The sequence below is a fragment of the Sphingobium cupriresistens genome (assembly GCF_004152865.1).
Taxonomy (GTDB): domain Bacteria; phylum Pseudomonadota; class Alphaproteobacteria; order Sphingomonadales; family Sphingomonadaceae; genus Sphingobium; species Sphingobium cupriresistens.
This window is the reverse complement of the sequence record NZ_SEOO01000036.1, coordinates 1-20,211: the sequence shown is the minus strand read 5'-3', so window position 1 is coordinate 20,211 and position 20,211 is coordinate 1. Positions and strand designations below refer to the sequence as shown.

Genomic DNA, 20,211 nt, shown 5'->3' with positions numbered 1-20,211 from the left:
GCGTTTATGGCGCCAGGACCGTGTCGATGGCGTCGGGCAGCGTTTCGGGATAGTCGAGCGTATAGTGGAGGCCGCGGCTTTCCTTGCGGTGGAGGGCGGAGCGGACGATCAGTCGGGCGACTTCGAGCAGGTTGCGCAGTTCGATGAGGTCGGGGGTGACGCGGAAATTGCCGTAATAATCGTCCACCTCCTGCGCCAGCAGGGCGACGCGGTGCTGGGCGCGTTCCAGCCGCTTGGTGGTGCGGACAATGCCGACATAGTCCCACATGAAGCGGCGGATTTCTTTCCAGTTATGCTGGACGATGACTTCCTCGTCGCTGTTGGTCACGCGGCTTTCGTCCCAAGGGCGGATCGACGGCGGGGCGGGCAGATCGTCCCAATGGGCGCGGATATGCCTGGCCGCCGCCTCGCCGAAGACGAAACATTCGAGCAGCGAGTTGGAGGCGAGGCGGTTGGCGCCGTGCAGGCCGCTCTCGCTGACCTCTCCCGCGGCATAGAGGCCGGGCAGGTCGGTGCGGCCGTCGAGGTCGATCACCACCCCGCCGCAGGTATAATGCTGCGCGGGCACGACCGGGATCGGCTCCTTGGTGATGTCGATATCGAGGTCCAGCAGCCGGGCATAGATGGTCGGGAAGTGGTGCTTCACGAATTCCGGGTCTTTGTGGCTGATGTCGAGATGGACATAGTCGAGGCCAAGGCGTTTGATTTCATGGTCGATGGCGCGGGCCACGACGTCGCGCGGGGCCAGCTCCTCGCGCGGATCGAAGCGGGGCATGAAACGCTCGCCGCCGCCAGGCACGCCGGGGGGAAGTTTCAGGTGGCCGCCTTCGCCGCGCACGGCCTCGGTAATGAGGAAATTCTTGATCTCCAGATTATAGAGGCAGGTCGGGTGGAACTGGTTCATTTCCATGTTCGACACGCGGCAGCCCGCGCGCCAGGCCATGGCGATGCCGTCGCCGGTCGCGCCGCGCGGGGCGGTTGAGAAGAGATAGGTGCGGCCCGCGCCGCCGGTGCACAGGATCGTCGCCTTGCCGAGCAGCGCATCCACCCGCTTGGTCTTCTTGTTGAAGGCGTAGACGCCCCAGACATGGCCGTCGCCCGAATAGCGTTCGCCATGGCGGGAGGTGATGAGGTCGATCGCGATCAGATCTTCGACCAAGGTGATGTTGGGATTGGCGCGGGCGGCCTTCAAGAGCGCGATCTGTACGGCATGGCCGGTGGCGTCGTCGACATGGACGATGCGGCGATGACTGTGGCCGCCCTCGCGCGTCAGGTGCCAGCGTTCGCCAAACGCCTCTCCTTCGTTGAAGGGGACGCCCAATTGCGCCAGCCGGTCGATGGCGGCGGGGGCTTCGGAGACGACGAATTCGACCGTGGCCCGATCGTTGAGGCCAGCGCCCGCGACCATCGTATCTTCGACATGCGCCTCGAAACTGTCACCCGCGTCGAGTACGGCGGCGATACCGCCCTGCGCCCAGTTGGTGGACCCGCCATCGAGCGCGCCCTTGGCCAGCACCAGCACCTTGCGGTCCTGCGCGAGGTTGATGGCGGCCGTCAGCCCGGCCGCGCCGGAACCGATGATGATGACGTCGTGGGTGGTGGTGGTCATCTTCGTCCTAGCGCTTTTCTATTTCCGTTCGGGCCGAGCCTGTCGAAGCCCAGCCCTTCTTTGAAGGCAAGTACGACCCTTCGACAAGCTCAGGGCGAACGGTGCAATGGCGCCTGTCCTAAGCCGCCGCCGTCAGGTTGAGGAAGACATCCTCCAGGTCCGGATCGCGCGTGACCACGTCGACGATGGCGAGGCCGCTGGCCTGCACCGCGCTCAGCACCTGGCCGGCATTGGCGCGGTCCTTCATATAGGTGATGGTCAGGGTGCGGTCGTCCGACAGGTCTATTTTCTCGAAACAGGGTGCGTCGGGGATCACCGTCACGTCGCGATCGACCGTGACCTGCACGACCTTCTCCTGCGCCATGGCGATCAGCTCGCGGGTCGGCTTGTCGGTGATGACCTTGCCATGGTTGATGATGCCGATGCGGTCGCACAATTGCTCGGCTTCTTCGAGATAGTGGGTGGTCAGCACGATCGTCACGCCCAGCGCATTGAGTTCGCGGACATAGGCCCACAGTTGCTGGCGCAATTGCACGTCGACGCCCGCGGTCGGCTCGTCAAGCACCAGGATCGGGGGGCTGTGCACCATCGCCTTGGCCACCAGCAGCCGGCGCTTCATGCCGCCCGACAGGGTACGGGCATAGGCATGGGCCTTGTCGTCCAGATGCACCGCGCGCAGCAATTCCATCGTGCGGCGGCGGTCCTTGGGCACGCCATAGAAGCCAGCCGTATTTTCCAGCGTCTCGAACGGGGTGAAGAAGGGGTCGAAGACGATTTCCTGCGGCACGATGCCGATGCTGTTCTTCGCGTTGCGCGGGCTGGCGTCGATATCGAAGCCCCAGATGCTGACGTCGCCCGCGCTCTTGTTCACCATGCCGGCCAGGATGTTGATCGTGGTCGATTTGCCCGCGCCATTGGGACCGAGCAGGCCGTAAATCTGACCGCGCGGGATGGAGAGGTTGATGCCGTCGAGCGCGCGCTTGCCGCCCTTATAGACTTTGGTGAGGTTGCGGATCTGGATGGCGGCGGGGGTAGGGCTGTCGGTCATGGCTCAACTCTATGGGGATCGAAGCCGGCAAAAGGAAGAGGATCAAAACTCGTCGGCGATATCCATCAGGCCCGTCAGCTTCTTCGGTGCGACCTGCCGCCAGCTTGATCGCAGCCGTTCCGCCACATGATCCCAGTCGGTGTCGCCCAGGTCGAGGCGGATGCCGACCCATTCGGCGCCGAAATAGGCGGGGCGATAATAGCGGTCCGGGTCGGCTTCCATCAGCGTCGCCTGTTCCTCTGGCGCGGTGGTCTTCACCAGCACGGCGATGATGCCGTCGCCATGATGGTCGCGGGTGAAGTAAGCGAATTTCTTGCCTTTCACGATGCCGAAGCAGGGCATTCCGTGAGAGACGATCTCGTCCGCCTGCGGCAGGGCCAGAGCGGCTTCGCGCACCTTGCCCAGCAGCCAGTCGGGCTGGCGTTCGCGGGTGACGAAGTCGGCGAGGGTGCGGGAGTAGAGCTGATGCTCGGCGATCAGGATGCGGGCGGCGAGGCTGTCTTGCGTATCGCCGGGCAGGATCGCCACCGGGGTCTGGCCCAGCACCGGGCCGTCGTCCAGTTCGGCAGTGACGATATGGACCGAGCAGCCGGCATGGCTGTCGCCCGCGTCGATGGCGCGCTGGTGCGTATCCAGCCCCTTATATTTGGGCAGCAGGCTGGGGTGGATGTTGAGCATCCGGTTTTCCCATGCCGATACGAATGCGGGGGAGAGCAGGCGCATATAGCCCGCGAGCGCGACATATTGGGCGCCGGCCGCGCGGAGTTGCGCGTCGATGATCTGGTCGAATTCGGCGCGCTTTAGGCTCTTGTGGCTCTGGCCGAAGGTTGCGATGCCCTCCGCAGCGGCCAGGGACAGGCCGGGGGCTTGCGGATCGTTGGCGGCGACCAGGACGATCTCATAGGGGCAATCCTGCGCCTTGGCCGCATAGAGCAGGGCGGCCATGTTGGAGCCGCGGCCGGAAATCAGGACGCCGACTTTTGCTTTGTGCATATCCGACATGCCCTCTCCTGACCCCTCCCTGAAGGGAGGGGGATTGTTAGATCAGCCCAGATGGGTCGCCGACCAGTCGGCTTTGGCGCTCCAGGTTTCGGTGCAGCCCTTGACGGTGCAGCCCTTGTCGCCTTCGCTGACGGCGCCAATGCGAAAGACGGTTTCGCCCGCATCCTCCAGCGCCTTGGTGACGGCGGCGACATGGGCTTCGTCCACGGCCAGCACCATGCCGACGCCGCAATTGAAGGTGCGCGCCATTTCTGCCGGCTCGATATGGCCCTGCGCCTGAAGAAAGGCCATCAGGCGCGGCTGTTCCCACCTGTCGGCGTCGACGGTGGCGTGGCAGCCGTCGGGCAGGACGCGCGGGATATTTTCCAGCAGGCCGCCGCCGGTGATGTGGGCGAGGGCGTGGATCATGCCGGCGCGCACCAGCGGCAGCAGGCTCTTCACATAGATTTTCGTGGGCGCCATCAGCGCGTCGATCAGCAGCACGTCCTGATCGAAGATCGCCGGGCGATCGAGCTTCCAGCCCTTGTCGGCGGCGAGGCGGCGGACCAGCGAGAAGCCGTTGCTATGAACGCCCGAAGAAGCGAGGCCGAGCAGGACGTCGCCCGCCTTGACCCGGTTGCCGGTCAGAACTTTGGTCCGTTCGACCGCGCCGACGCAGAAACCGGCCAGGTCATAATCGCCATCGGCGTACATGCCGGGCATTTCGGCGGTTTCGCCGCCGATCAGCGCACAGCCCGCGATACGGCAGCCCTGCGCGATGCCGGCGATGACGCGCTCGGCGACGCCGCTCTGCAGCTTGCCGGTGGCGTAATAGTCGAGGAAGAAGAGGGGCTCGGCGCCCTGGACGATCAGGTCGTTGGCGCACATGGCGACCAGGTCGACGCCGACGCCATCATGGCGGTCATGGTCGATCGCCAGTTTCAGTTTGGTGCCGACCCCGTCGTTGGCGGCGACCAGCAACGGGTCGTCATAGCCCGCGGCCTTGAGGTCGAAAAAGCCGCCGAAGCCGCCCAGTTCGGCGTCGGCGCCGGGGCGGCGGGTCGCCTTGGCCAAGGGGGCGATGGCGCGGACAAGGGCGTTGCCCGCGGCGATGTCGACGCCAGCCTTGGCGTAGCTGTAGGATTCGTTGTCGCTCATGAGGCAGCGCTCTACGGTCGAAACAGCAATATGTCGAGTTTCGCGCGGTCCAGCACTTTGCTCCGTTCGCCCTGAGCCTGTCGAAGGGCGCACGCAACGCCCTTCGACAGGCTCAGGGCGAACGGAGGTGGGGATAAGTCTTGCGTTGCCGCTTGGCATGGCGGGCAATTGTCGCCAAAAGGGCGCGCGTGAGCCTGAGCCAGTCCCTAACCCGCCCCGCAGCCCTTGTGCGCCTGCTCTCGCGGCCCGTCCAGATCCTGTTCGCCATTGCGCTCGGCCTCGCGGCCGCCGCCCTGTTCGCGCAGATGGAGGGGGAGCGCGGCGTGCCGCCGATCGCCAGCGGCGGCGATTTCGAGGTGCGCGGGGTCAAGGTCGATGTGTTCGCCAAGGATGCCGATACGGCCCGCTACACCGGGTGGCGCATGGCGCAGCGGCAGGCGTGGCGGATGCTGTGGACGCGGACCCATGGCGGCGGCGGCGCGCCCGCGCTGTCCGATTCGCAGATCGAGGCGATGGTTTCGGGCATCGAGATTGATTATGAGCAGGCCGGGCCGACCCGCTATGTCGCGACGCTGGGCATCTTGTTCGATCGTGCGCGCACGGGCGCGCTGCTGGGCGTGTCGGGCAATGTGATGCGGTCGCCGCCCCTGCTGGTGATCCCGGTGCTGTGGGACGGCGGATCGGCCGTATCCTATGAGCGCACCAATGAATGGCAGAAGGCCTGGGCGCGATACCGCACCGGCGACAGCGCGATCGACTATGTCCGGGTGGCGGGATCGATCGCCGATCCCATCCTGCTGAACGCCGGCCAGACCGGGCGGCGCGGGCGCTTGTGGTGGCGGGTGCTGCTCGACCAATATGGCGCCGCCGACGTGGTGATCCCGATCGCGCGGCTCGACCGGGCCTATCCCGGCGGGCCGGTGACCGGCACTTTCACCGCCCGCTATGGTCCCGACAACAGCCTGATCGGCAGCGTGACGCTGCGCGCGTCGAACGACAGCGGTTTGCCCAAGATGATGGACGAGGGCGCGCGGCGGATCGACGAGCTGTATATCCGGGCGCTGAACGATGGCCGCTTGCGGCCCGACCCCTCGCTCATCATCGAGGAGCCGGTCGATCCGGCCGCGCTGGAGATCGAAAATGCGGTCGAGGCGCCGGTCGAGGCGGTCGAACTGCCGAGCGTGGTCACGACCGGCACGAGCTTCTCCATCCAGTTCGACACGCCCGATGTCGGGTCGATCGGCGCGGGCGAATCGACGGTGCGGTCGATCCCCGGCGTGCGGGCCGCCAATACCAGCAGCCTGGCGCTGGGCGGCACGTCGGTGATGCAGGTCAGCTTCGACGGCACGGCCGACATGCTGCGCGCGGGGTTGCAGGCGCGCGGCTATAGCGTCGCGGTGTCCGGCACGACGCTGCGGATTACGCGGCGACAGGCGTCCCCGCCCCCGCAATGAGCCAGATCAGCCTGCCCTTCGAATGGCATGGTGGCGCGGGTGATGGCGACTTTCTGGTCAGCGACGCCAACGCCCAGGCGGTCGCGCATCTGGAACGGTGGCGCGACTGGCCGCTGTCGGTGAGCGTGCTGACCGGGCCGCCACGATCGGGCCGATCCACGCTGGCGCGCCATTTCGCGCGGATCAGCGGCGGCGAGATCATCGACGATGCCCAAGGGCAGGACGAGCATCGGCTGTTCCATGCCTGGAACGCGGCGCAGACCGAACGGCGGCCGTTGCTGATGGTGGGGCTGGCGCCGCCGGCGAGCTGGACCGTTGCGCTGCCCGATTTGCGGTCGCGGCTGGCGGCCGTGACCCATGTCGCGATCCATGAGCCGGACGAGGCGCTGGCCCGCGCGCTGATCGAGCGGGCGTTCGATACCGCCGGGGCGGGCTATGCCGCCGACTTGCCCGACTGGCTGGTGCGCCGGGTCGAGCGCAGCTATGGCGCAATCGCGGCGGTCACGCATTTGCTGGACCGCGCCGCATTGTCATCTGGACGCAAGATTTCTGTCGCACTGGCGAAAGAGGCTCTGCAAGCCGCAGGCTTTCTGCCTATAGTCCCGCCCGATCCCCCTCCTCCGCAACGCGAGTAATCCGTGGCCGAAGCCGATCCCTCCGCCAGCCTGGCGCTGCCCAGCGACCGTTATTTCAACCGCGAGCTGTCCTGGCTGGCGTTCAACCAGCGGGTGCTGGAGGAGGCGATGAACCGCGCCCATCCGTTGCTGGAGCGGCTGCGTTTCCTGTCCATATCCGGCGCGAACATGGACGAGTTCTTCTCCGTCCGGGTCGCGGGGCTGAAGGGGCAGCAGTTGCAGGATGTCGACCTGCGTTCCGCCGACGGGCTGACCCCGGCGCAGCAACTGGCCGCGCTGACCGAGGAAAGCACGCGGCTGATGCTGGCGCAGCAGAAGGTGTGGGGCGCCGTTCACGACGAATTGGCGCAGGTTGGCATCGAGGTGATCGGGCCAGCGAGCGAGATGGACGAGGCCTGCGGCCAATGGTTGCGCGAGCATTTCCTGACGCAGATCTTCCCGATCCTGACGCCTCAGGCGCTCGACCCGGCGCATCCCTTCCCCTTCATCCCCAATCAGGGGCTGTCGATCATCTTCGACCTGCAGCGCTTGTCGGACAAGCAGCCGATTCGCGAGCTGGTCATGATCCCGCCGACGCTGGCGCGGTTCGTGCGGATTCCGGGCGATGCAGCGCGCTACATGGCTTTGGAGGCGGTGATCCGGCGCTTTTCGGCCGACCTGTTCCCCGGCTATCGCGTGCGCAACAGCGGCGTGTTCCGCATCATCCGCGACAGCGACATAGAGATTGAGGAAGAGGCGGAAGATCTGGTCCGCCATTTCCGCAGCGCCATCAAGCGGCGTCGGCGCGGCCGGGTGATCCGCATGGAGATAGAGGAGCGCATCCCCGAACCGGTCGAGGAGATGTTGCAGGATATGCTCCAGGGCCATGAAGCGGTGGTGGTCGAGGTCGAGGGGTTCGTCGGCATTGGCGACCTGTCCGGCATCGTCGACGCCGACCGGCCGGATTTGAAGTTCGAACCCTATGCCCCGCGCTTTCCCGAACGCATCCGCGAATATGGCGGCGACTGTTTCGCCGCGATCCGGGCCAAGGACATCGTCGTCCACCATCCCTATGAGGCGTTCGACGTCGTCGTATCCTTCCTCAAACAGGCGGCGGTCGACCCGGATGTGGTGGCGATCAAGCAGACGCTGTATCGTGCGGGCAAGCAGTCCGCGATCATCCGGGCGCTGATCGATGCGGCCGAGGCGGGCAAGTCCGTGACCGCGGTGGTCGAGTTGAAGGCGCGGTTCGACGAAGAGCAGAATCTGATGTGGGCCGACGCGCTGGAGCGGGCGGGCGTGCAGGTGGTCTATGGCTTCATCGACTGGAAGACGCACGCCAAGATTTCGATGGTGATCCGGCGCGAGGGCGAGCAGTTCCGCAGCTACTGCCATTTCGGCACGGGCAATTATCACCCGATCACGGCGCGCATCTATACAGACCTCAGCTTCTTCACCGCCGATCCGGCCTATAGCCGGGACGCCGCCGCGCTGTTCAACTATATCACCGGCTATGTCGAGCCGGAGCGGCTGGAAAAGCTGGTCATGTCGCCGCGCGACCTGCGCGATACGCTGTGCCGCCTGATCGACGCGGAGATCGACCATGCCCGCGCCGGGCGGCCGGGCAATATCTGGGCGAAGATGAACAGCGTGGTCGATCCCGCGATCATCGAGAAGCTGTATGCCGCGAGCAATGCGGGGGTCCAGATCGATTTGATCGTGCGCGGCATATGCTGCCTGCGGCCGGGGGTGCCGGGCATGTCGGAGAATATCCGGGTGAAGTCGATCGTCGGCCGTTTCCTGGAGCATAGCCGCATCGCGGTGTTCGGCAACGGCAAGGCGCTGCCCAATAATGGCGCGAAGGTCTTCATCAGTTCGGCCGACTGGATGCAGCGCAATTTCGACCGGCGGGTCGAGTTCATGGCGCCGATCGAGAACCCCACGGTGCATGACCAGATATTGGACCAGGTGATGGTCGCCAACCTGATCGACACCGAACAAAGCTGGTCGCTGGACAGCGAGGGCCATTATACCCGACTGGAGGCGGGCGACAAACCGTTCAACCTGCACCGGTATTTCATGACCAACCCGTCGCTGTCGGGGCGCGGCGCGGCGCTGGATAATGAAGCGGTGCCGACGTTGCGCCTGCGTGGACGCGCCTGATGAATTCGATGCTGAGCCGGGTTCGCGCCGTCGCCGAGAGCATGGCGACGTCGCCGCAGCCGGCCCATGCGCGCACCGCGATCATCGACATCGGATCGAACAGCGTGCGCTTGGTCGTCTATGACGGGCCGCGCCGCATTCCTTTCACCCTGTTCAACGAGAAGGTGATGGCGGGGCTGGGCGCGTCGCTGGCGAAGACAGGCGCGATCGAGCCGGAGGCGATGGACCGGGGGCTGCGCGCCATTGGCCGCTTCGCCCATCTGTGCCGGGCGATGAAGGTGACCGAGATACGCTGCGTCGCCACCGCCGCGGTGCGGGACGCGACCAACGGAGGCGAGTTCATTGCCCGCGCCAAGGATATGGGGCTGACGGTCGAATTGCTGACCGGGGCGCAGGAGGCGATCGGCGCGGCGATGGGGGTGTTGTCAGGCATCCCGAACGCGGACGGCATCGTCGGCGATCTGGGGGGCGGCAGCCTGGAGCTGGCGCGCATCCGGGACGGAGCGGTGGAGCAGACGATTTCGCTGCCGCTGGGCGTGCTGCGCCTGCCGCAAATCCGGGCCAAGGGGCCGCGGATGCTGGAGCGGATCGTGGTCAAGATGCTGGAGAAGGCGGGATGGACGCCGGAACCGGACCTGCCCTTTTATCTGGTCGGCGGGTCGTGGCGCGCGCTGGCGCGGTTCGACATGCAATTGACCAGCTTTCCGCTGCCCGTCGTTCACCAATATGAGATGACCGCCGCGCGGGCGGAGCAGTTGACCCGGATCGTCAGCCATGTCGATCGCACCCGGTTGAAGCAGATCCCGGCGATGACGGGATCGCGCGTGCCGACGCTGCCCGACGCGGCCGCCCTGCTGTCGGTCGTGGTGCGGCAGTTAAAGGCGAGTCGGCTGGTCGTGTCGGCCTATGGCCTGCGCGAAGGGCTGCTGTATGAAGCTTTGCCGGAGGATATAAGGGCGGATGACCCGCTGCTGGTCGCGGCCGAGGCGGAAGGGGAGGCGCAGGCGCGTTTTCGCGGCCATGGCGACCGGATCGACAAGTGGATTGCGCCGCTGTTCGCCGACGACGATGCGGCTGCGCGACGCATCCGCCGGGCCGCCTGCCTGCTGGCCGATGTCGGATGGCGCGCCAATCCCGATTTCCGCGCCGAGCGCGGCGTGGAGATCGCGCTGCACAGCAATTGGGTGGGGATCACCGCGCCGGAACGGGCGATGCTGGCGCAGGCGCTGCATAGCCATTTCGGCGGGGGCATGAGCTGTCCGCCGGGCGTGGAGTTGTTGGCGAAGCCCGAATTATTGCGCCGGGCGGCGCTGTGGGGGCTGGCGATCCGCCTGGCCCAGCGCCTGTCGGGCGGGGTCGAAGGGCCGCTGGCGGTGTCGCGGTTGAGCCGGACGGAGGGGCATATAGAGTTGCAACTGCGGGATTCGGATGCTGACCTCTATGGCGAGACGGTCGAGCGGCGGTTGCGCAATCTGGCGCAGGCGATGGGGGTTAAATATCGGTTGTTGCGGTGAGGGTGGAGGCTTTGCTTTGTTAGGCAAGGTGAGGCTGCGTCCTTCGACAGGCTCAGGACGAACGGAGGTCAGCGCCGTCGCCCCTCCGGCCCGTCGTCACCTGTCTTCCCCTACGCGGTAATTGCCGGTAAGGGCGGCCGATGACTGCTTCCCCCGCGCCCATCAGCCGTTCGCTCTTCGCCTTCTCGATCTTTTATGGCGGCATGGTCTGCATCGCCGGCGTGCTGGGCAACAAGCAGGTCGCGTTGGGGCCGCTGGCGGGGGTCGGGCCGATGGTGGGGCTGGGTCCGCTGGCGGTGGAGGCGGGGATTTTCGCCTTCCTGCTGCTGGTGACGATTTCCAGCGCGGTGGCCGAATTGCATGGCCGCGCGGTCGCGAACCGGCTGGTGCAGATCGGTTTCCTGCCGCTGATCGCGTCGATCCTGCTGTCGATCCTCGTGCTGGCCGCGCCTGCGGCGGGCGACATGGACCCGAAAAGGGCCGAAGCCTTCGCGATGATGATGGGCGGGACGCCGCGCATTTGGGCAGGCGGGATCATCGCCTATGGCATTTCGCAGACGCTGAACGTCACCCTGTTCGCGATGCTGAAAGGGAGGGAGGGCGCGCGGCTATTGTGGTTGCGGGCGGCGGTCGCCAGCATCCTGTCGCAGATCGTCGACACATTGCTGTTCGTGACGATCGCCTTTTACGGGGTGTTTCCGATCGGCGAATTGCTGCTGGGCCAGATGATGGCCAAGGTGCTGCTGTCGGCGCTGCTGGTGCCGCCTGTCATCTATCTGCTGGTGGCGCTGGGGCGGCGGCTGGATCGCAACTGAGACAGGGAGTGCGACAGTTGTGGCGGGTTCATGATTCTCGTTAGTTGGCGAACTAATTATTTGACTTTCTTCCGCTTCGCTCGCACGACATGCGCTAAATCCGTTCGTCCTGAGTAGCCATTGAGCGAAGTCGAAATGGCGTATCGGAGGATTATACGTAGCGCTTGATGCTTCGATACGGGTCTTCGACTTCGCTCAGCCCCTACTCAGCACGAACGGGGCGAGTTAGGTTGAAGGTTCCCGCTCCAAAGTGCGCCGGCGGGCGATGCGCAAACCTTGCAGCGGGCGTCCTTTAGCCTTATGCGCCCGCGCATGAACAGCAAGCACGCCCCCGATCCCGCGCTCCTGGCGAAGGCCGAAACCCTGGTCGAGGCGCTGCCCTATATGCAGCGTTATGCGGGAAAGACCTTCGTCGTGAAATATGGCGGCCATGCCATGGGCGATCCCGAAGCCGCGCGCGATTTCGCCGAGGATGTCGTGCTGATGAAGGCGGTGGGCATCAATGTCGTCGTCGTCCATGGCGGCGGGCCGCAGATCGGCGCGATGCTGAAGAAGCTGGGCGTCGAATCGCAGTTTATCGGCGGGTTGCGCGTGACCGACGCGGAGACGGCCAAGATCGCCGAGATGGTGCTGGCCGGATCGATCAACAAGGAAATCGTCGGCTGGATCGCCGGGGCGGGCGGTCGTGCGGTGGGCATTTCGGGCAAGGATGGCGGGCTGGTCCTGTGCGAGAAGGTCGGCGGCCGGCGCGAGGCGGACCCCAATTCGGGGATCGAGCGCAATGTCGATCTGGGCTTCGTCGGCGATCCGGTGTCGGTGGACCGGCGCATCCTGGACACGCTGGCGCAGGCGGGCATCATCCCTGTCGTCGCGCCGGTGGGTATCGGCACCGATGGCCACACCTATAATGTGAACGCCGACACGATGGCCGGGGCGATCGCGGCGGAACTCAAGGCGTCGCGCTTCTTCCTGCTGACCGATGTCGCGGGCGTGCTGGACAAGCAGGGGCAGTTGCTGAGCGACCTCGACCCGGCGGCGATCGCCGTGTTGCAGCAGGACGGCACGATCAGCGGGGGCATGATCCCGAAGCTGGAAACCTGCGTCCGTGCGGTCGAGGGCGGGGTGGATGCCGCGGTCATCCTGGACGGACGGGTGCCGCACGCGATGCTGCTGGAAATCTTCACCGACCAGGGCGCCGGTACGCTGGTGCGGAAATAAGGAACGGCTGATGACGCTGACTTCGCTGATCGTCCCGACCTTTAGCCAGATGCTGGGCACTTTGTCGGGCTGGCTGGACAAGGCGCAGACGCAATTGCCCGCCGCCGATGCCGAGGCCTTGCTGTCGGCGCGACTGGCGCCCGACATGTTTCCGCTGGCGACGCAGATCCGCTTCGCCTGCGTCCAGGCGCATGAGGCGGTCTATCGGTTGCAGGGTGAGGCGTTCCCCGCCGCGCTGGACGGATTGCTGAACGAAGGGCGCGAGGCGGGCGAGCGGCCCGGTTCGATCGCGGACGCGAAGGCGCGGATCGGCGAGGCGCTCGCCCTGTTGCAAAGCCTGTCGGACGATGCGCTGGACGGGGCTGCGGGTACGCAAATTGCCCACGCGCTGCCCAACGGCATCATCCTGGACCTGACGGCGGAGCAATATGCGCGCGACTGGACGCTGTCCCAATTTTATTTCCACGTCATGACCGCCTATGCGATCCTGCGGGCGCAAGGGGTTGCTCTGGGCAAAGCGGATTATGTCGCGCATATGTTCGGCCATATCCGGCCGGGGACGATGCCCACGGGCTGACCTGTCGTTGATCGAATAAGCCGCGTCGGGCGCTTGTGGCGCAGGGGGCAGATAGCTAGATACGACATTACATTCGCGGCAGCGCAGCATGGAAGGCCGGTAGCTTGTTCGAACTTCTCAACGCCCTGAACGGCATCGTCTATATCGTGCTGGAGGCGATCTGGTGGATCATCATCGTGCAGGCGGTGTTGAGCTGGCTGATCGCGTTCAACGTCATCAATACGTCGAACGAATATGTCCGCAACGGCCTCTATGCGCTCGACCGGATGACCGAGCCGCTCTATCGTCCGGTGCGCAAGGTGCTGCCCGATCTGGGCGCGCTGGACCTGTCGCCGATGGTGGTGTTGCTGGCGGTCATCATATTGCAGGGGCCGGTGCGCGAGAATCTGTTCGCGGCGCTGATGCGGGCCGCGGCCTGAATCCTGTCTGTCCGACCCCCGTCTGGACCATAGCGGGCGACGACCTGTTGATCGCCGTCCGGCTGACGCCGGGTGCGGCGAAAGAGGATATAGGCGGTGGCTGGATCGATGAGCGCAATGCGCGCTGGCTGTCCGCGCGGGTCCGCGCCGTGCCGGAAAAGGGCCGGGCCAATGGCGCGCTGATCGCGCTGCTGGCGAAAGGGCTGGATTGGCCGCGCAGCGCGATTTTGCTGGAATCTGGCGACACCAACCGGCTAAAGCGGCTGCGCATCATCGGTGGCGGCCGCGCGTCGGCGCGCCTGACCGCGCTTATCGAAACATGGGTAGGACAGACATGACCATCGGCAAGATCATCGACGGCAAGGCGTTCGCCGCCACCCTGCGCGACACGGTGGGCGAAGGCGTGGCGGGCTTCGTCGAGGCGACCGGGCGCAAGCCGGGGCTTGCGGTGGTTCTGGTGGGCGAAGACCCGGCCAGCAGCGTCTATGTCCGGTCCAAGGGCAAGATGACGGTCGCGGCGGGCATGGAAAGCTTCGAATTCAAGCGGCCCGACAGCATCGGCGCGGAGGATCTGCTCGACCTGATCGAAGAACTGAATCATGACGAGCGGATCGACGGCATCCTGGTCCAATTGCCGTTGCCGGGGCATATCGACGAAGCGGTCGTGATCGGCGCGATCGATCCGGCCAAGGATGTGGACGGTTTCCATGTCGTCAATTCGGGCAAGCTGGCGACCGGGCAGGAGGCGCTGGTGCCCTGCACGCCGCTGGGCTGCATCATGCTGCTGAAGGACGAACTGGGCGACCTGTCCGGGCTGGAGGCCGTGGTCGTGGGCCGGTCCAACATCGTGGGCAAGCCGATGGCGGCGTTGCTGCTGGCGGAAAGCTGCACCGTGACGATCGCGCATAGCCGCACCCGCGATCTGGCGAGCGTGGTGCATCGCGCCGACATCGTCGTGGCCGCCGTGGGCCGCGCCGAAATGGTGAAGGGCGAGTGGATCAAGCCGGGCGCGACCGTGATCGACGTCGGCATCAACCGCGTGACCGATACCGAGGATGGCAAGGCCCGGATTGTGGGCGATGTCGCCACGGCCGAGGCGCTGGCCCATGTCCGCGCGATTACGCCCGTGCCCGGCGGCGTCGGGCCGATGACGATCGCCGTGCTGCTGCGCAATACGCTGGTCGCGGCCCATGCGCGGGCGGGGCTGGGCAAGCCGGAGGGGTTGTGACGGCGCGGCTGGGGCTGTTGCTTTTGGGTGCGGCGGCTTTGGTCGCCGCCAAACCGCCGCTGGGTTTTCAGCCCGATCCCAGCAGCGTGATTGCGGCGGAGATCGCGTTCAACCGGCTGGCGCAGGAGAAGGGGCAATGGACCGCCTTTGCGCAGACGGCCGCGGACGACGCCGTGATGTTCGTGCCGCAGAAGGTGGTGGCGAAGGAATGGCTGAAGAAACAGGCCAATCCGGCCGCGTCTGTGCGTTGGTCGCCATCGGTGGCCTATGTGTCGTGCGACGGCAATCTGGCCGCCAGCACCGGCAACTGGACCCGGCCGGATGGAGCGGTCGGTTATTTTACGACCATCTGGCGGCGCGACAAGAAGGGGCGCTGGCAATGGATCATGGATCATGGCGACAGGCTGGCCACCGCGCGCGCGACGCCGGAGTTTTTGAGCGGCAAAGTCGCAACCTGCAAGCGCGGCCCGCAGGGGGATGCGCCGCCACCGCCCGACGAGAGCCTGATCTGGACCGCGGACGTTGCGACCGACGGCGGCCGGCAGGTGACGGTGCGCATGTGGACCGGCGCGGCCTATGAGACGGTGATCGACGACAAGGTGAGGGCGGAATCATGATCGAGCTGTTCATTTCCGCCTTCGTGACGTTGTTTGTCGTCATCGATCCGCCGGGCTGCGCGCCGATCTATGCCAGCCTGACCAACGGGGCGAGCCCGGCGCAGCGGCGGGCGATGGCGATCCGCGCGGTCGGCATCGCGGCGGCGATCCTGCTGGTCTTCGCGCTGTGGGGCAAGCAGTTGCTGGGCGTGCTGGGCATCGCGCTCGACAGTTTCCGCATTGCAGGCGGCATCATGCTGTTCATGATCGCGATGGACATGGTGTTCGAAAAGCGGACCCAGCGGCGCGAGGACCGGGCGAACAAGATCAGCACCGAAGAGCCGCATGTCGAGGATGTGTCAGTATTCCCGATGGCGATGCCGATGATCGCCGGGCCGGGATCGATCGCGACGGTGATGCTCTTGATGTCGCGCGCCAATGGCATGGCCGAGCGCGGCGTGGTGCTGGGCGCGGTGGTGTTGACGCTGGCGCTGATGCTGGGGGCGCTGATCGCGGCGGGACCGCTGATGGCGCTGCTGGGGCGCAAGATCGAGGCGGTGATCACCCGCCTGCTGGGCGTGCTGCTGGCCGCGCTGGCGGCGCAGTTCGTGATCGACGGGCTGAAGGCGAGTTTTTAACGGAACAATTCCGTTCGCTTCGAGCGTGTTGAGAAGCGGTTAGCAATGCGCTTGGCGTTTCTCGACTTCGCTCGAAACGAACGGATATTATGGTTTAGCCCTTCACGTCGGCTTCGGTGACCGGGGCGATCTTGATTTCGACGCGGCGGTTGGCGGCCTTGCCTTCTTCGGTCGCGTTGGACGCGATCGGCTGGGTCTCGCCAAAGCCGCGCGTGCCGATGCGGGCCGACTGGACGCCCTTGCCAGCCAGATAGCTGGCGACCGACTGGGCGCGGCGTTCGGACAGGGTCTGGTTATAGGCGTCGGCGCCGTCACTGTCGGTATGGCCGTACACGTCGATATAGGTTTTGGGATATTGCGCCAGCACCGATGCGACGTCGTTCAGCGTCGGCTGGAACTGGGGCTGAACATCCGCCTGATTATAGGCGAAAGTGATGCCCGACGGCATACGCAGCAGCAGATTGTCGCCGTCGCGGATCACGTCCACGCCGCTGCCGGCGGTTTCTTCGCGCAGCTTGCGTTCCTGGGCGTCCATATAGGCGCCGATGCCCGCGCCCGCGACCGCGCCGATGCCCGCGCCAAGGATCTTTTCGGTCCGGTCGTTGCGGCCGCCGACCAGATCGCCGAGCAGATAGCCGCCCAGCGCGCCGCCGATGCCGCCGATCGCCGCCTTCGAAATGCTGCGCTGGCCCGTGGTCGGGTCCGTCGTGCAGGCCGTGGTGGCAAGCATGGCGGCCAGCCCTGCGGCGCCGATGATGCGGTGAGAAATCCTCATGATCCTGTTCCCTTGTCTTTTTCGCGCCTGTAGGAGCGACTGCCCCTCATAATGGTCGAACATGGCGTTTGTTCCACATGCGAACTGAACCGATGATGAGGGGGATGTTGTGAAATTGAAAGATTAGCGGTTATAGGAGGTAGTTGACCACCATGGCCACGATCTCCCTCCATAATCCGACGCCCTTTCCCTGGGCCGATCTTGTCATCATCCTGGCGCTCGTCGCCTTGAATGGTGTCTTCGCCATGTCCGAACTGGCCATCGTCTCCGCGCGCAAGCCGCGGTTGCAGGGGATGGAGAAGGCAGGGCGCAAGGGCGCGACCACCGCGCTGGCGCTGGCCAGCGATCCGGGCAAGTTCCTGTCCACGGTGCAGATCGGCATCACCCTGATCGGCATCGTCGCGGGCGCCTATTCGGGCGCAAGCCTGGGCGGGCCGACGGGCGAGCGTTTGCAGATGCTGGGCCTGTCGCCCAATCTGGCGGAAAATGCCGGGTTCGCGCTGGTCATCGGCCTGACCACCTATGCGTCGCTGATCGTGGGCGAGCTGGTGCCCAAGCAATTCGCGCTGCGCGCGCCCGAACCGATCGCGGTGCTGGTCGCGACGCCGATGCTGTGGCTGTCGAAGATCACCGCGCCGATCGTTTGGGTGCTGGACGGGTCGAGCAGCCTGATCTTCAAATTACTGCGGCTGGACCGCGAATCGGAACATCATGTGACCGCCGAGGAGCTGCACCTGATCGTCGCGGAGGCCAGCAAGTCGGGCATCATCGAGGAAAGCGAGCGGGCGATCATATCGGGCGTCGTGCGGCTGGCCGACCGGCCGGTGCGCGAAGTGATGACCCAGCGGATGGACGTCGACTGGATCGACATCGCCGCCGACGACGCGACCATCCGCGCCCGGTTGCTGGAAACGCCGCACACCCGCCTGCCGGTGGGGCGCGGGTCGGTGGAGGACATTATCGGCATCGTCCAGGCGCGCGACATCATGACCGCGCTGTTCCGGGGCGAATCCTTGAATGTCGGGGCGCTGATGCGCCGGGCGGAAGTGGTGCCGGACCAGGTCGATGCGATGGACGCGCTGGAAGTGCTGCGCCGGTCCGACGTGCCGATGGTGATGGTCCATGACGAATATGGCCATTTCGAGGGGATCGTGACCCCGGCCGACCTGCTGTCGGCGATTGCGGGCCATTTCGCGTCGGACCGCGACGCCTATGACGACCCGGACATGGTCGAGCGGGACGATGGCAGCCTGCTGGTGTCGGGGCAGATGCCGATCGACCAACTGGCCGAGCGGATCGGCATCGACCTGTCCGAAGACCGCGACTATGCGACGGTGGCGGGCCATGCGCTGTGGCTGCTCAAACGGTTGCCGGAAGTGGGCGATTTTATCGACGACCAGGGATGGCGATTCGAGATTGTGGACATGGATGGGCGCAAGATCGACAAGCTGCTGGTGGCGGAGCGTTAGGAGGGACTCGGCAAATGGGTGAGTTTGACGCCTGTCGACCGGAAGCGGACTGTTCTTGTCCGCCCTTTTGCGCGAAAGGCGGGAGAGGGCTAGACGAGCGTCATGCGTTCAACAGCGGGTGCGTCATGCGCAGGTCGTCGAGCAGACGCTCGATCAGCGCTACATCCTGAAAACTGCCGGTTGGCGTGGCATTCCAGTTGCAATGGGGATGCGTGGCGGTGCTGTAGAGCCTGAGCTTGCCCACCACCTTGCGCCAGTGATGCTTGCTTTTGCCGTGGTCGCGGACCAGCCGGGCCACGAGCAGGTCGGTTAGCTTTTCCGCTGTCATGGCTGGCTATGTAAGAGCGCGGCGCGCGCCGTCAACCTGTCCGCGCGGCGCGATAGGCGCGGGGCGGCTGGCCGATATGGCGGGTGAAAAAGCGTGAGAAATAGGCCGGGTCTTCGAAACCGATAGCATAGGCGATCTCCGCCACCGACAGCTGGGAATAGAGGAGCAGGCGGCGCGCCTCCAGCAAGGCGCGGTCGTCGAGCATCTGGGCGGGGCCGCTGCCCGCGACCTGCGCGCAGGCCTGGCGCAGCGCGGTGAGGCTGGTGCCGAGCGCTTTAGCGTGATCCGCCACGGGTTCGCGCCGGCGGAAGCGTTGTTCGATCCGTTCGCGCAGCCGTGCGACCAGTGCGGCCTGGCGCGCGGTGCCGGGCCGGGCCGCCTGCGCCAGTGTTGCGTGGCGCAGGGCGAAGACCATCAGCGAGAGGAGCGCGGATTCGACGGCGGCGCGCTGGCCTGGGCCGGACCAGCCCAGTTCTTGCGCCATGCGCATGATGATGTCTTGGGCCACAGAGCCGTCCCCGACCGGCAGGGGGACGGCATGAGGATGGGTGAAGAGCGGGGCAAGATCGGCGTCGCGAGTGACCAGATGGCGTAGATAGGCGTCGGCGATGGTGGTGACATGGCCGCCCGACTCGCTGTGCCAGGTGAAGCCGTGGACGATGCCGGCCGGGATCAGCAGCAGGCAGGGCGCGTCGAAACGGACCTGCGCCGCCTCCGCCTGCATCGCGCCGCCGCCTTCGCCGATCAGGATGATATGGTTGAGGTCGCGATGGACATGCGGGCGGATTGTCCATTCGCTGGGGCGGGACCGATCGTCCAGGCTTTCGACATGGACGAAGCCTTCCGCCACGCTGCGCTGGGGTTCGCCATAGAGGTAGAAGCTGGGAATGGGGGCGGTGGTCATGAGGGATCGTCAATCACCGAAGGCGGATCGATGCCGAACATCCTGTTGAAAAGCATGATTTCCGATGCCTTTCCACCGTGCCAAGCATGGTTCCTGAGTGCAAGGGAAATCGCGATGAATCTGCCCTCTCGTACAGACGATAAAAGATAAGATCCCATCTATCCGCTTGAAGGCTGCTTGAAGGCTCCCTTTGATCGGGATGGAGGTTACATGCCTGTGGCGCTTTTCTGATTTTTCGATTTCTCTGCCGTCCATATGGGCGATCGGAGCGCGTTTTTGAAAAAAGTCATTGACCGACTCAGAGGTGGGGCCTAGAGGGCCTCTCACCGGACGGGACGGCGCCTTTGCGGCGCTGCGCCAGACGGTCGCCAACATGGACGGGACGCCCTCCCTCGGAACCAGTTTCGAGGAAGAATGGCTGTCCCTCTTTAGTTGTCGGTTCTTTGACATTGTTGGTTAGATGAAGGGACATGTGGGCGGCGGCTCCGGTTTGTCACGGCTTTCAGGCGTGATATGATCGGTCAAATTTAGGCCGTTCCTTATTGGGTTTTGTCGGGCTTGCTCGGCAGATCGTTCATATGTCTCAATATATATCCACTAGTTTATATATTGTGCAGGAATGGCTCCTGGAAATGAGCGGTATATATTGGCCTTATTCCGGCTGGTATGTATCGGACATCAAACTTGAGAGTTTGATCCTGGC

The 20,211-nt window shown here is 65.3% G+C and carries 20 protein-coding genes; 13 read left to right on the top strand and 7 right to left on the bottom strand.

From position 1 onward, the window contains the following. Nucleotides 1–4: 4 nt before the first annotated feature. The 4 genes from nadB to purM form a co-directional block, all read right to left on the bottom strand. Complete coding sequence (gene nadB, locus EWH12_RS17470) at nucleotides 5–1,609, bottom strand: L-aspartate oxidase (RefSeq protein ID WP_066605739.1); 1,605 nt, start codon at nucleotides 1,607–1,609, stop codon at nucleotides 5–7. A 118-nt stretch (nucleotides 1,610–1,727) separates the two neighbouring features. After that, nucleotides 1,728–2,657, bottom strand: coding sequence for an ABC transporter ATP-binding protein (locus EWH12_RS17465; protein WP_129927353.1), 930 nt, complete (start codon nucleotides 2,655–2,657; stop codon nucleotides 1,728–1,730). 42 nt (nucleotides 2,658–2,699) lie between these two features. Beyond that, entirely contained in the window at nucleotides 2,700–3,650 is a 951-nt protein-coding gene (gene purN / locus EWH12_RS17460; protein WP_129927352.1) for a phosphoribosylglycinamide formyltransferase, read from the bottom strand. Nucleotides 3,651–3,701: 51 nt separating this feature from the next. Beyond that, nucleotides 3,702–4,796 carry a phosphoribosylformylglycinamidine cyclo-ligase gene (gene purM / locus EWH12_RS17455; protein WP_066605736.1) on the bottom strand — a complete coding sequence of 365 codons (1,095 nt, stop codon included), beginning with the start codon at nucleotides 4,794–4,796 and terminating at the stop codon, nucleotides 3,702–3,704. A 188-nt stretch (nucleotides 4,797–4,984) separates the two neighbouring features. On the opposite strand from purM, the gene EWH12_RS17450 reads away from it, so the two are divergent. From EWH12_RS17450 to EWH12_RS17395, 12 genes are all read left to right on the top strand, one after another. Beyond that, on the top strand, nucleotides 4,985–6,250 hold the full coding sequence (locus tag EWH12_RS17450; protein WP_066605733.1) for a hypothetical protein: 1,266 nt from the start codon (nucleotides 4,985–4,987) through the stop codon (nucleotides 6,248–6,250). After that, the gene (locus EWH12_RS17445) at nucleotides 6,247–6,885 is read left to right on the top strand and encodes a P-loop NTPase family protein (protein ID WP_066605730.1); all 639 of its coding nucleotides are present in this window, start codon (nucleotides 6,247–6,249) and stop codon (nucleotides 6,883–6,885) included. Before EWH12_RS17450 ends, EWH12_RS17445 begins: the two co-directional genes overlap by 4 nt. A 3-nt stretch (nucleotides 6,886–6,888) precedes the next feature. Further along, on the top strand, nucleotides 6,889–9,027 hold the full coding sequence (locus EWH12_RS17440; protein ID WP_129927351.1) for an RNA degradosome polyphosphate kinase: 2,139 nt from the start codon (nucleotides 6,889–6,891) through the stop codon (nucleotides 9,025–9,027). Further along, nucleotides 9,027–10,541 (top strand): Ppx/GppA family phosphatase, encoded by a 1,515-nt coding sequence (locus tag EWH12_RS17435; RefSeq protein ID WP_066605727.1) that lies wholly within the window; start codon nucleotides 9,027–9,029, stop codon nucleotides 10,539–10,541. The genes EWH12_RS17440 and EWH12_RS17435 overlap by 1 nt, the downstream gene beginning before the upstream one ends. A 140-nt stretch (nucleotides 10,542–10,681) precedes the next feature. Then, complete coding sequence (locus tag EWH12_RS17430) at nucleotides 10,682–11,356, top strand: queuosine precursor transporter (RefSeq protein ID WP_129927350.1); 675 nt, start codon at nucleotides 10,682–10,684, stop codon at nucleotides 11,354–11,356. Between the two features lie 300 nt (nucleotides 11,357–11,656). Beyond that, nucleotides 11,657–12,574, top strand: coding sequence for an acetylglutamate kinase (argB, locus tag EWH12_RS17425; protein WP_066605722.1), 918 nt, complete (start codon nucleotides 11,657–11,659; stop codon nucleotides 12,572–12,574). A 10-nt stretch (nucleotides 12,575–12,584) separates the two neighbouring features. Beyond that, a complete protein-coding gene (locus EWH12_RS17420) occupies nucleotides 12,585–13,151 on the top strand; it encodes a DUF1993 domain-containing protein (protein ID WP_129927349.1) in 567 nt (188 codons plus the stop codon). 104 nt (nucleotides 13,152–13,255) lie between these two features. After that, nucleotides 13,256–13,570: a YggT family protein gene (locus tag EWH12_RS17415; RefSeq protein WP_066605714.1), complete on the top strand. Its 315-nt coding sequence runs from the start codon at nucleotides 13,256–13,258 to the stop codon at nucleotides 13,568–13,570. After that, nucleotides 13,567–13,908, top strand: coding sequence for a DUF167 domain-containing protein (locus tag EWH12_RS17410; protein ID WP_129927362.1), 342 nt, complete (start codon nucleotides 13,567–13,569; stop codon nucleotides 13,906–13,908). Before EWH12_RS17415 ends, EWH12_RS17410 begins: the two co-directional genes overlap by 4 nt. Next, nucleotides 13,905–14,798: a bifunctional methylenetetrahydrofolate dehydrogenase/methenyltetrahydrofolate cyclohydrolase FolD gene (folD, locus tag EWH12_RS17405; RefSeq protein WP_066605711.1), complete on the top strand. Its 894-nt coding sequence runs from the start codon at nucleotides 13,905–13,907 to the stop codon at nucleotides 14,796–14,798. Before EWH12_RS17410 ends, folD begins: the two co-directional genes overlap by 4 nt. Further along, nucleotides 14,795–15,415 carry a YybH family protein gene (locus tag EWH12_RS17400; protein ID WP_129927348.1) on the top strand — a complete coding sequence of 207 codons (621 nt, stop codon included), beginning with the start codon at nucleotides 14,795–14,797 and terminating at the stop codon, nucleotides 15,413–15,415. Before folD ends, EWH12_RS17400 begins: the two co-directional genes overlap by 4 nt. Then, complete coding sequence (locus EWH12_RS17395) at nucleotides 15,412–16,032, top strand: MarC family protein (RefSeq protein ID WP_066605708.1); 621 nt, start codon at nucleotides 15,412–15,414, stop codon at nucleotides 16,030–16,032. Before EWH12_RS17400 ends, EWH12_RS17395 begins: the two co-directional genes overlap by 4 nt. Nucleotides 16,033–16,126: 94 nt before the next feature. Here EWH12_RS17395 and EWH12_RS17390 read toward each other — a convergent pair whose 3' ends face one another. Then, the gene (locus tag EWH12_RS17390; RefSeq protein WP_066607368.1) at nucleotides 16,127–16,807 is read right to left on the bottom strand and encodes a YiaD family glycine zipper/OmpA-like lipoprotein; all 681 of its coding nucleotides are present in this window, start codon (nucleotides 16,805–16,807) and stop codon (nucleotides 16,127–16,129) included. Between the two features lie 152 nt (nucleotides 16,808–16,959). Between EWH12_RS17390 and EWH12_RS17385 the strand changes: the two genes are divergently transcribed. After that, nucleotides 16,960–18,276, top strand: a complete 1,317-nt coding sequence (locus EWH12_RS17385) for a hemolysin family protein (RefSeq protein ID WP_129927347.1) — start codon at nucleotides 16,960–16,962, stop codon at nucleotides 18,274–18,276. Between the two features lie 100 nt (nucleotides 18,277–18,376). On the opposite strand, the gene EWH12_RS17380 is transcribed toward EWH12_RS17385, so the two are convergent. Continuing rightward, nucleotides 18,377–18,604 (bottom strand): hypothetical protein, encoded by a 228-nt coding sequence (locus tag EWH12_RS17380; protein ID WP_066605706.1) that lies wholly within the window; start codon nucleotides 18,602–18,604, stop codon nucleotides 18,377–18,379. A gap of 31 nt (nucleotides 18,605–18,635) precedes the next feature. Then, nucleotides 18,636–19,508 carry a helix-turn-helix domain-containing protein gene (locus tag EWH12_RS17375; RefSeq protein WP_129927346.1) on the bottom strand — a complete coding sequence of 291 codons (873 nt, stop codon included), beginning with the start codon at nucleotides 19,506–19,508 and terminating at the stop codon, nucleotides 18,636–18,638. Nucleotides 19,509–20,211: the final 703 nt, after the last annotated feature.

What these genes read in the sequence shown, in the direction of transcription:
- nadB (WP_066605739.1), bottom strand. Translation starts at nt 1,609, where the DNA reads ATGACCACCACCACCCACGACGTCATCATCATCGGTTCCGGCGCGGCC.
- EWH12_RS17465 (WP_129927353.1), bottom strand. Translation starts at nt 2,657, where the DNA reads ATGACCGACAGCCCTACCCCCGCCGCCATCCAGATCCGCAACCTCACC.
- purN (WP_129927352.1), bottom strand. Translation starts at nt 3,650, where the DNA reads ATGCACAAAGCAAAAGTCGGCGTCCTGATTTCCGGCCGCGGCTCCAAC.
- purM (WP_066605736.1), bottom strand. Translation starts at nt 4,796, where the DNA reads ATGAGCGACAACGAATCCTACAGCTACGCCAAGGCTGGCGTCGACATC.
- EWH12_RS17445 (WP_066605730.1), top strand. Translation starts at nt 6,247, where the DNA reads ATGAGCCAGATCAGCCTGCCCTTCGAATGGCATGGTGGCGCGGGTGAT.
- EWH12_RS17435 (WP_066605727.1), top strand. Translation starts at nt 9,027, where the DNA reads ATGAATTCGATGCTGAGCCGGGTTCGCGCCGTCGCCGAGAGCATGGCG.
- EWH12_RS17430 (WP_129927350.1), top strand. Translation starts at nt 10,682, where the DNA reads ATGACTGCTTCCCCCGCGCCCATCAGCCGTTCGCTCTTCGCCTTCTCG.
- argB (WP_066605722.1), top strand. Translation starts at nt 11,657, where the DNA reads ATGCGCCCGCGCATGAACAGCAAGCACGCCCCCGATCCCGCGCTCCTG.
- EWH12_RS17420 (WP_129927349.1), top strand. Translation starts at nt 12,585, where the DNA reads ATGACGCTGACTTCGCTGATCGTCCCGACCTTTAGCCAGATGCTGGGC.
- folD (WP_066605711.1), top strand. Translation starts at nt 13,905, where the DNA reads ATGACCATCGGCAAGATCATCGACGGCAAGGCGTTCGCCGCCACCCTG.
- EWH12_RS17395 (WP_066605708.1), top strand. Translation starts at nt 15,412, where the DNA reads ATGATCGAGCTGTTCATTTCCGCCTTCGTGACGTTGTTTGTCGTCATC.
- EWH12_RS17390 (WP_066607368.1), bottom strand. Translation starts at nt 16,807, where the DNA reads ATGAGGATTTCTCACCGCATCATCGGCGCCGCAGGGCTGGCCGCCATG.
- EWH12_RS17385 (WP_129927347.1), top strand. Translation starts at nt 16,960, where the DNA reads ATGGCCACGATCTCCCTCCATAATCCGACGCCCTTTCCCTGGGCCGAT.
- EWH12_RS17380 (WP_066605706.1), bottom strand. Translation starts at nt 18,604, where the DNA reads ATGACAGCGGAAAAGCTAACCGACCTGCTCGTGGCCCGGCTGGTCCGC.
- EWH12_RS17375 (WP_129927346.1), bottom strand. Translation starts at nt 19,508, where the DNA reads ATGACCACCGCCCCCATTCCCAGCTTCTACCTCTATGGCGAACCCCAG.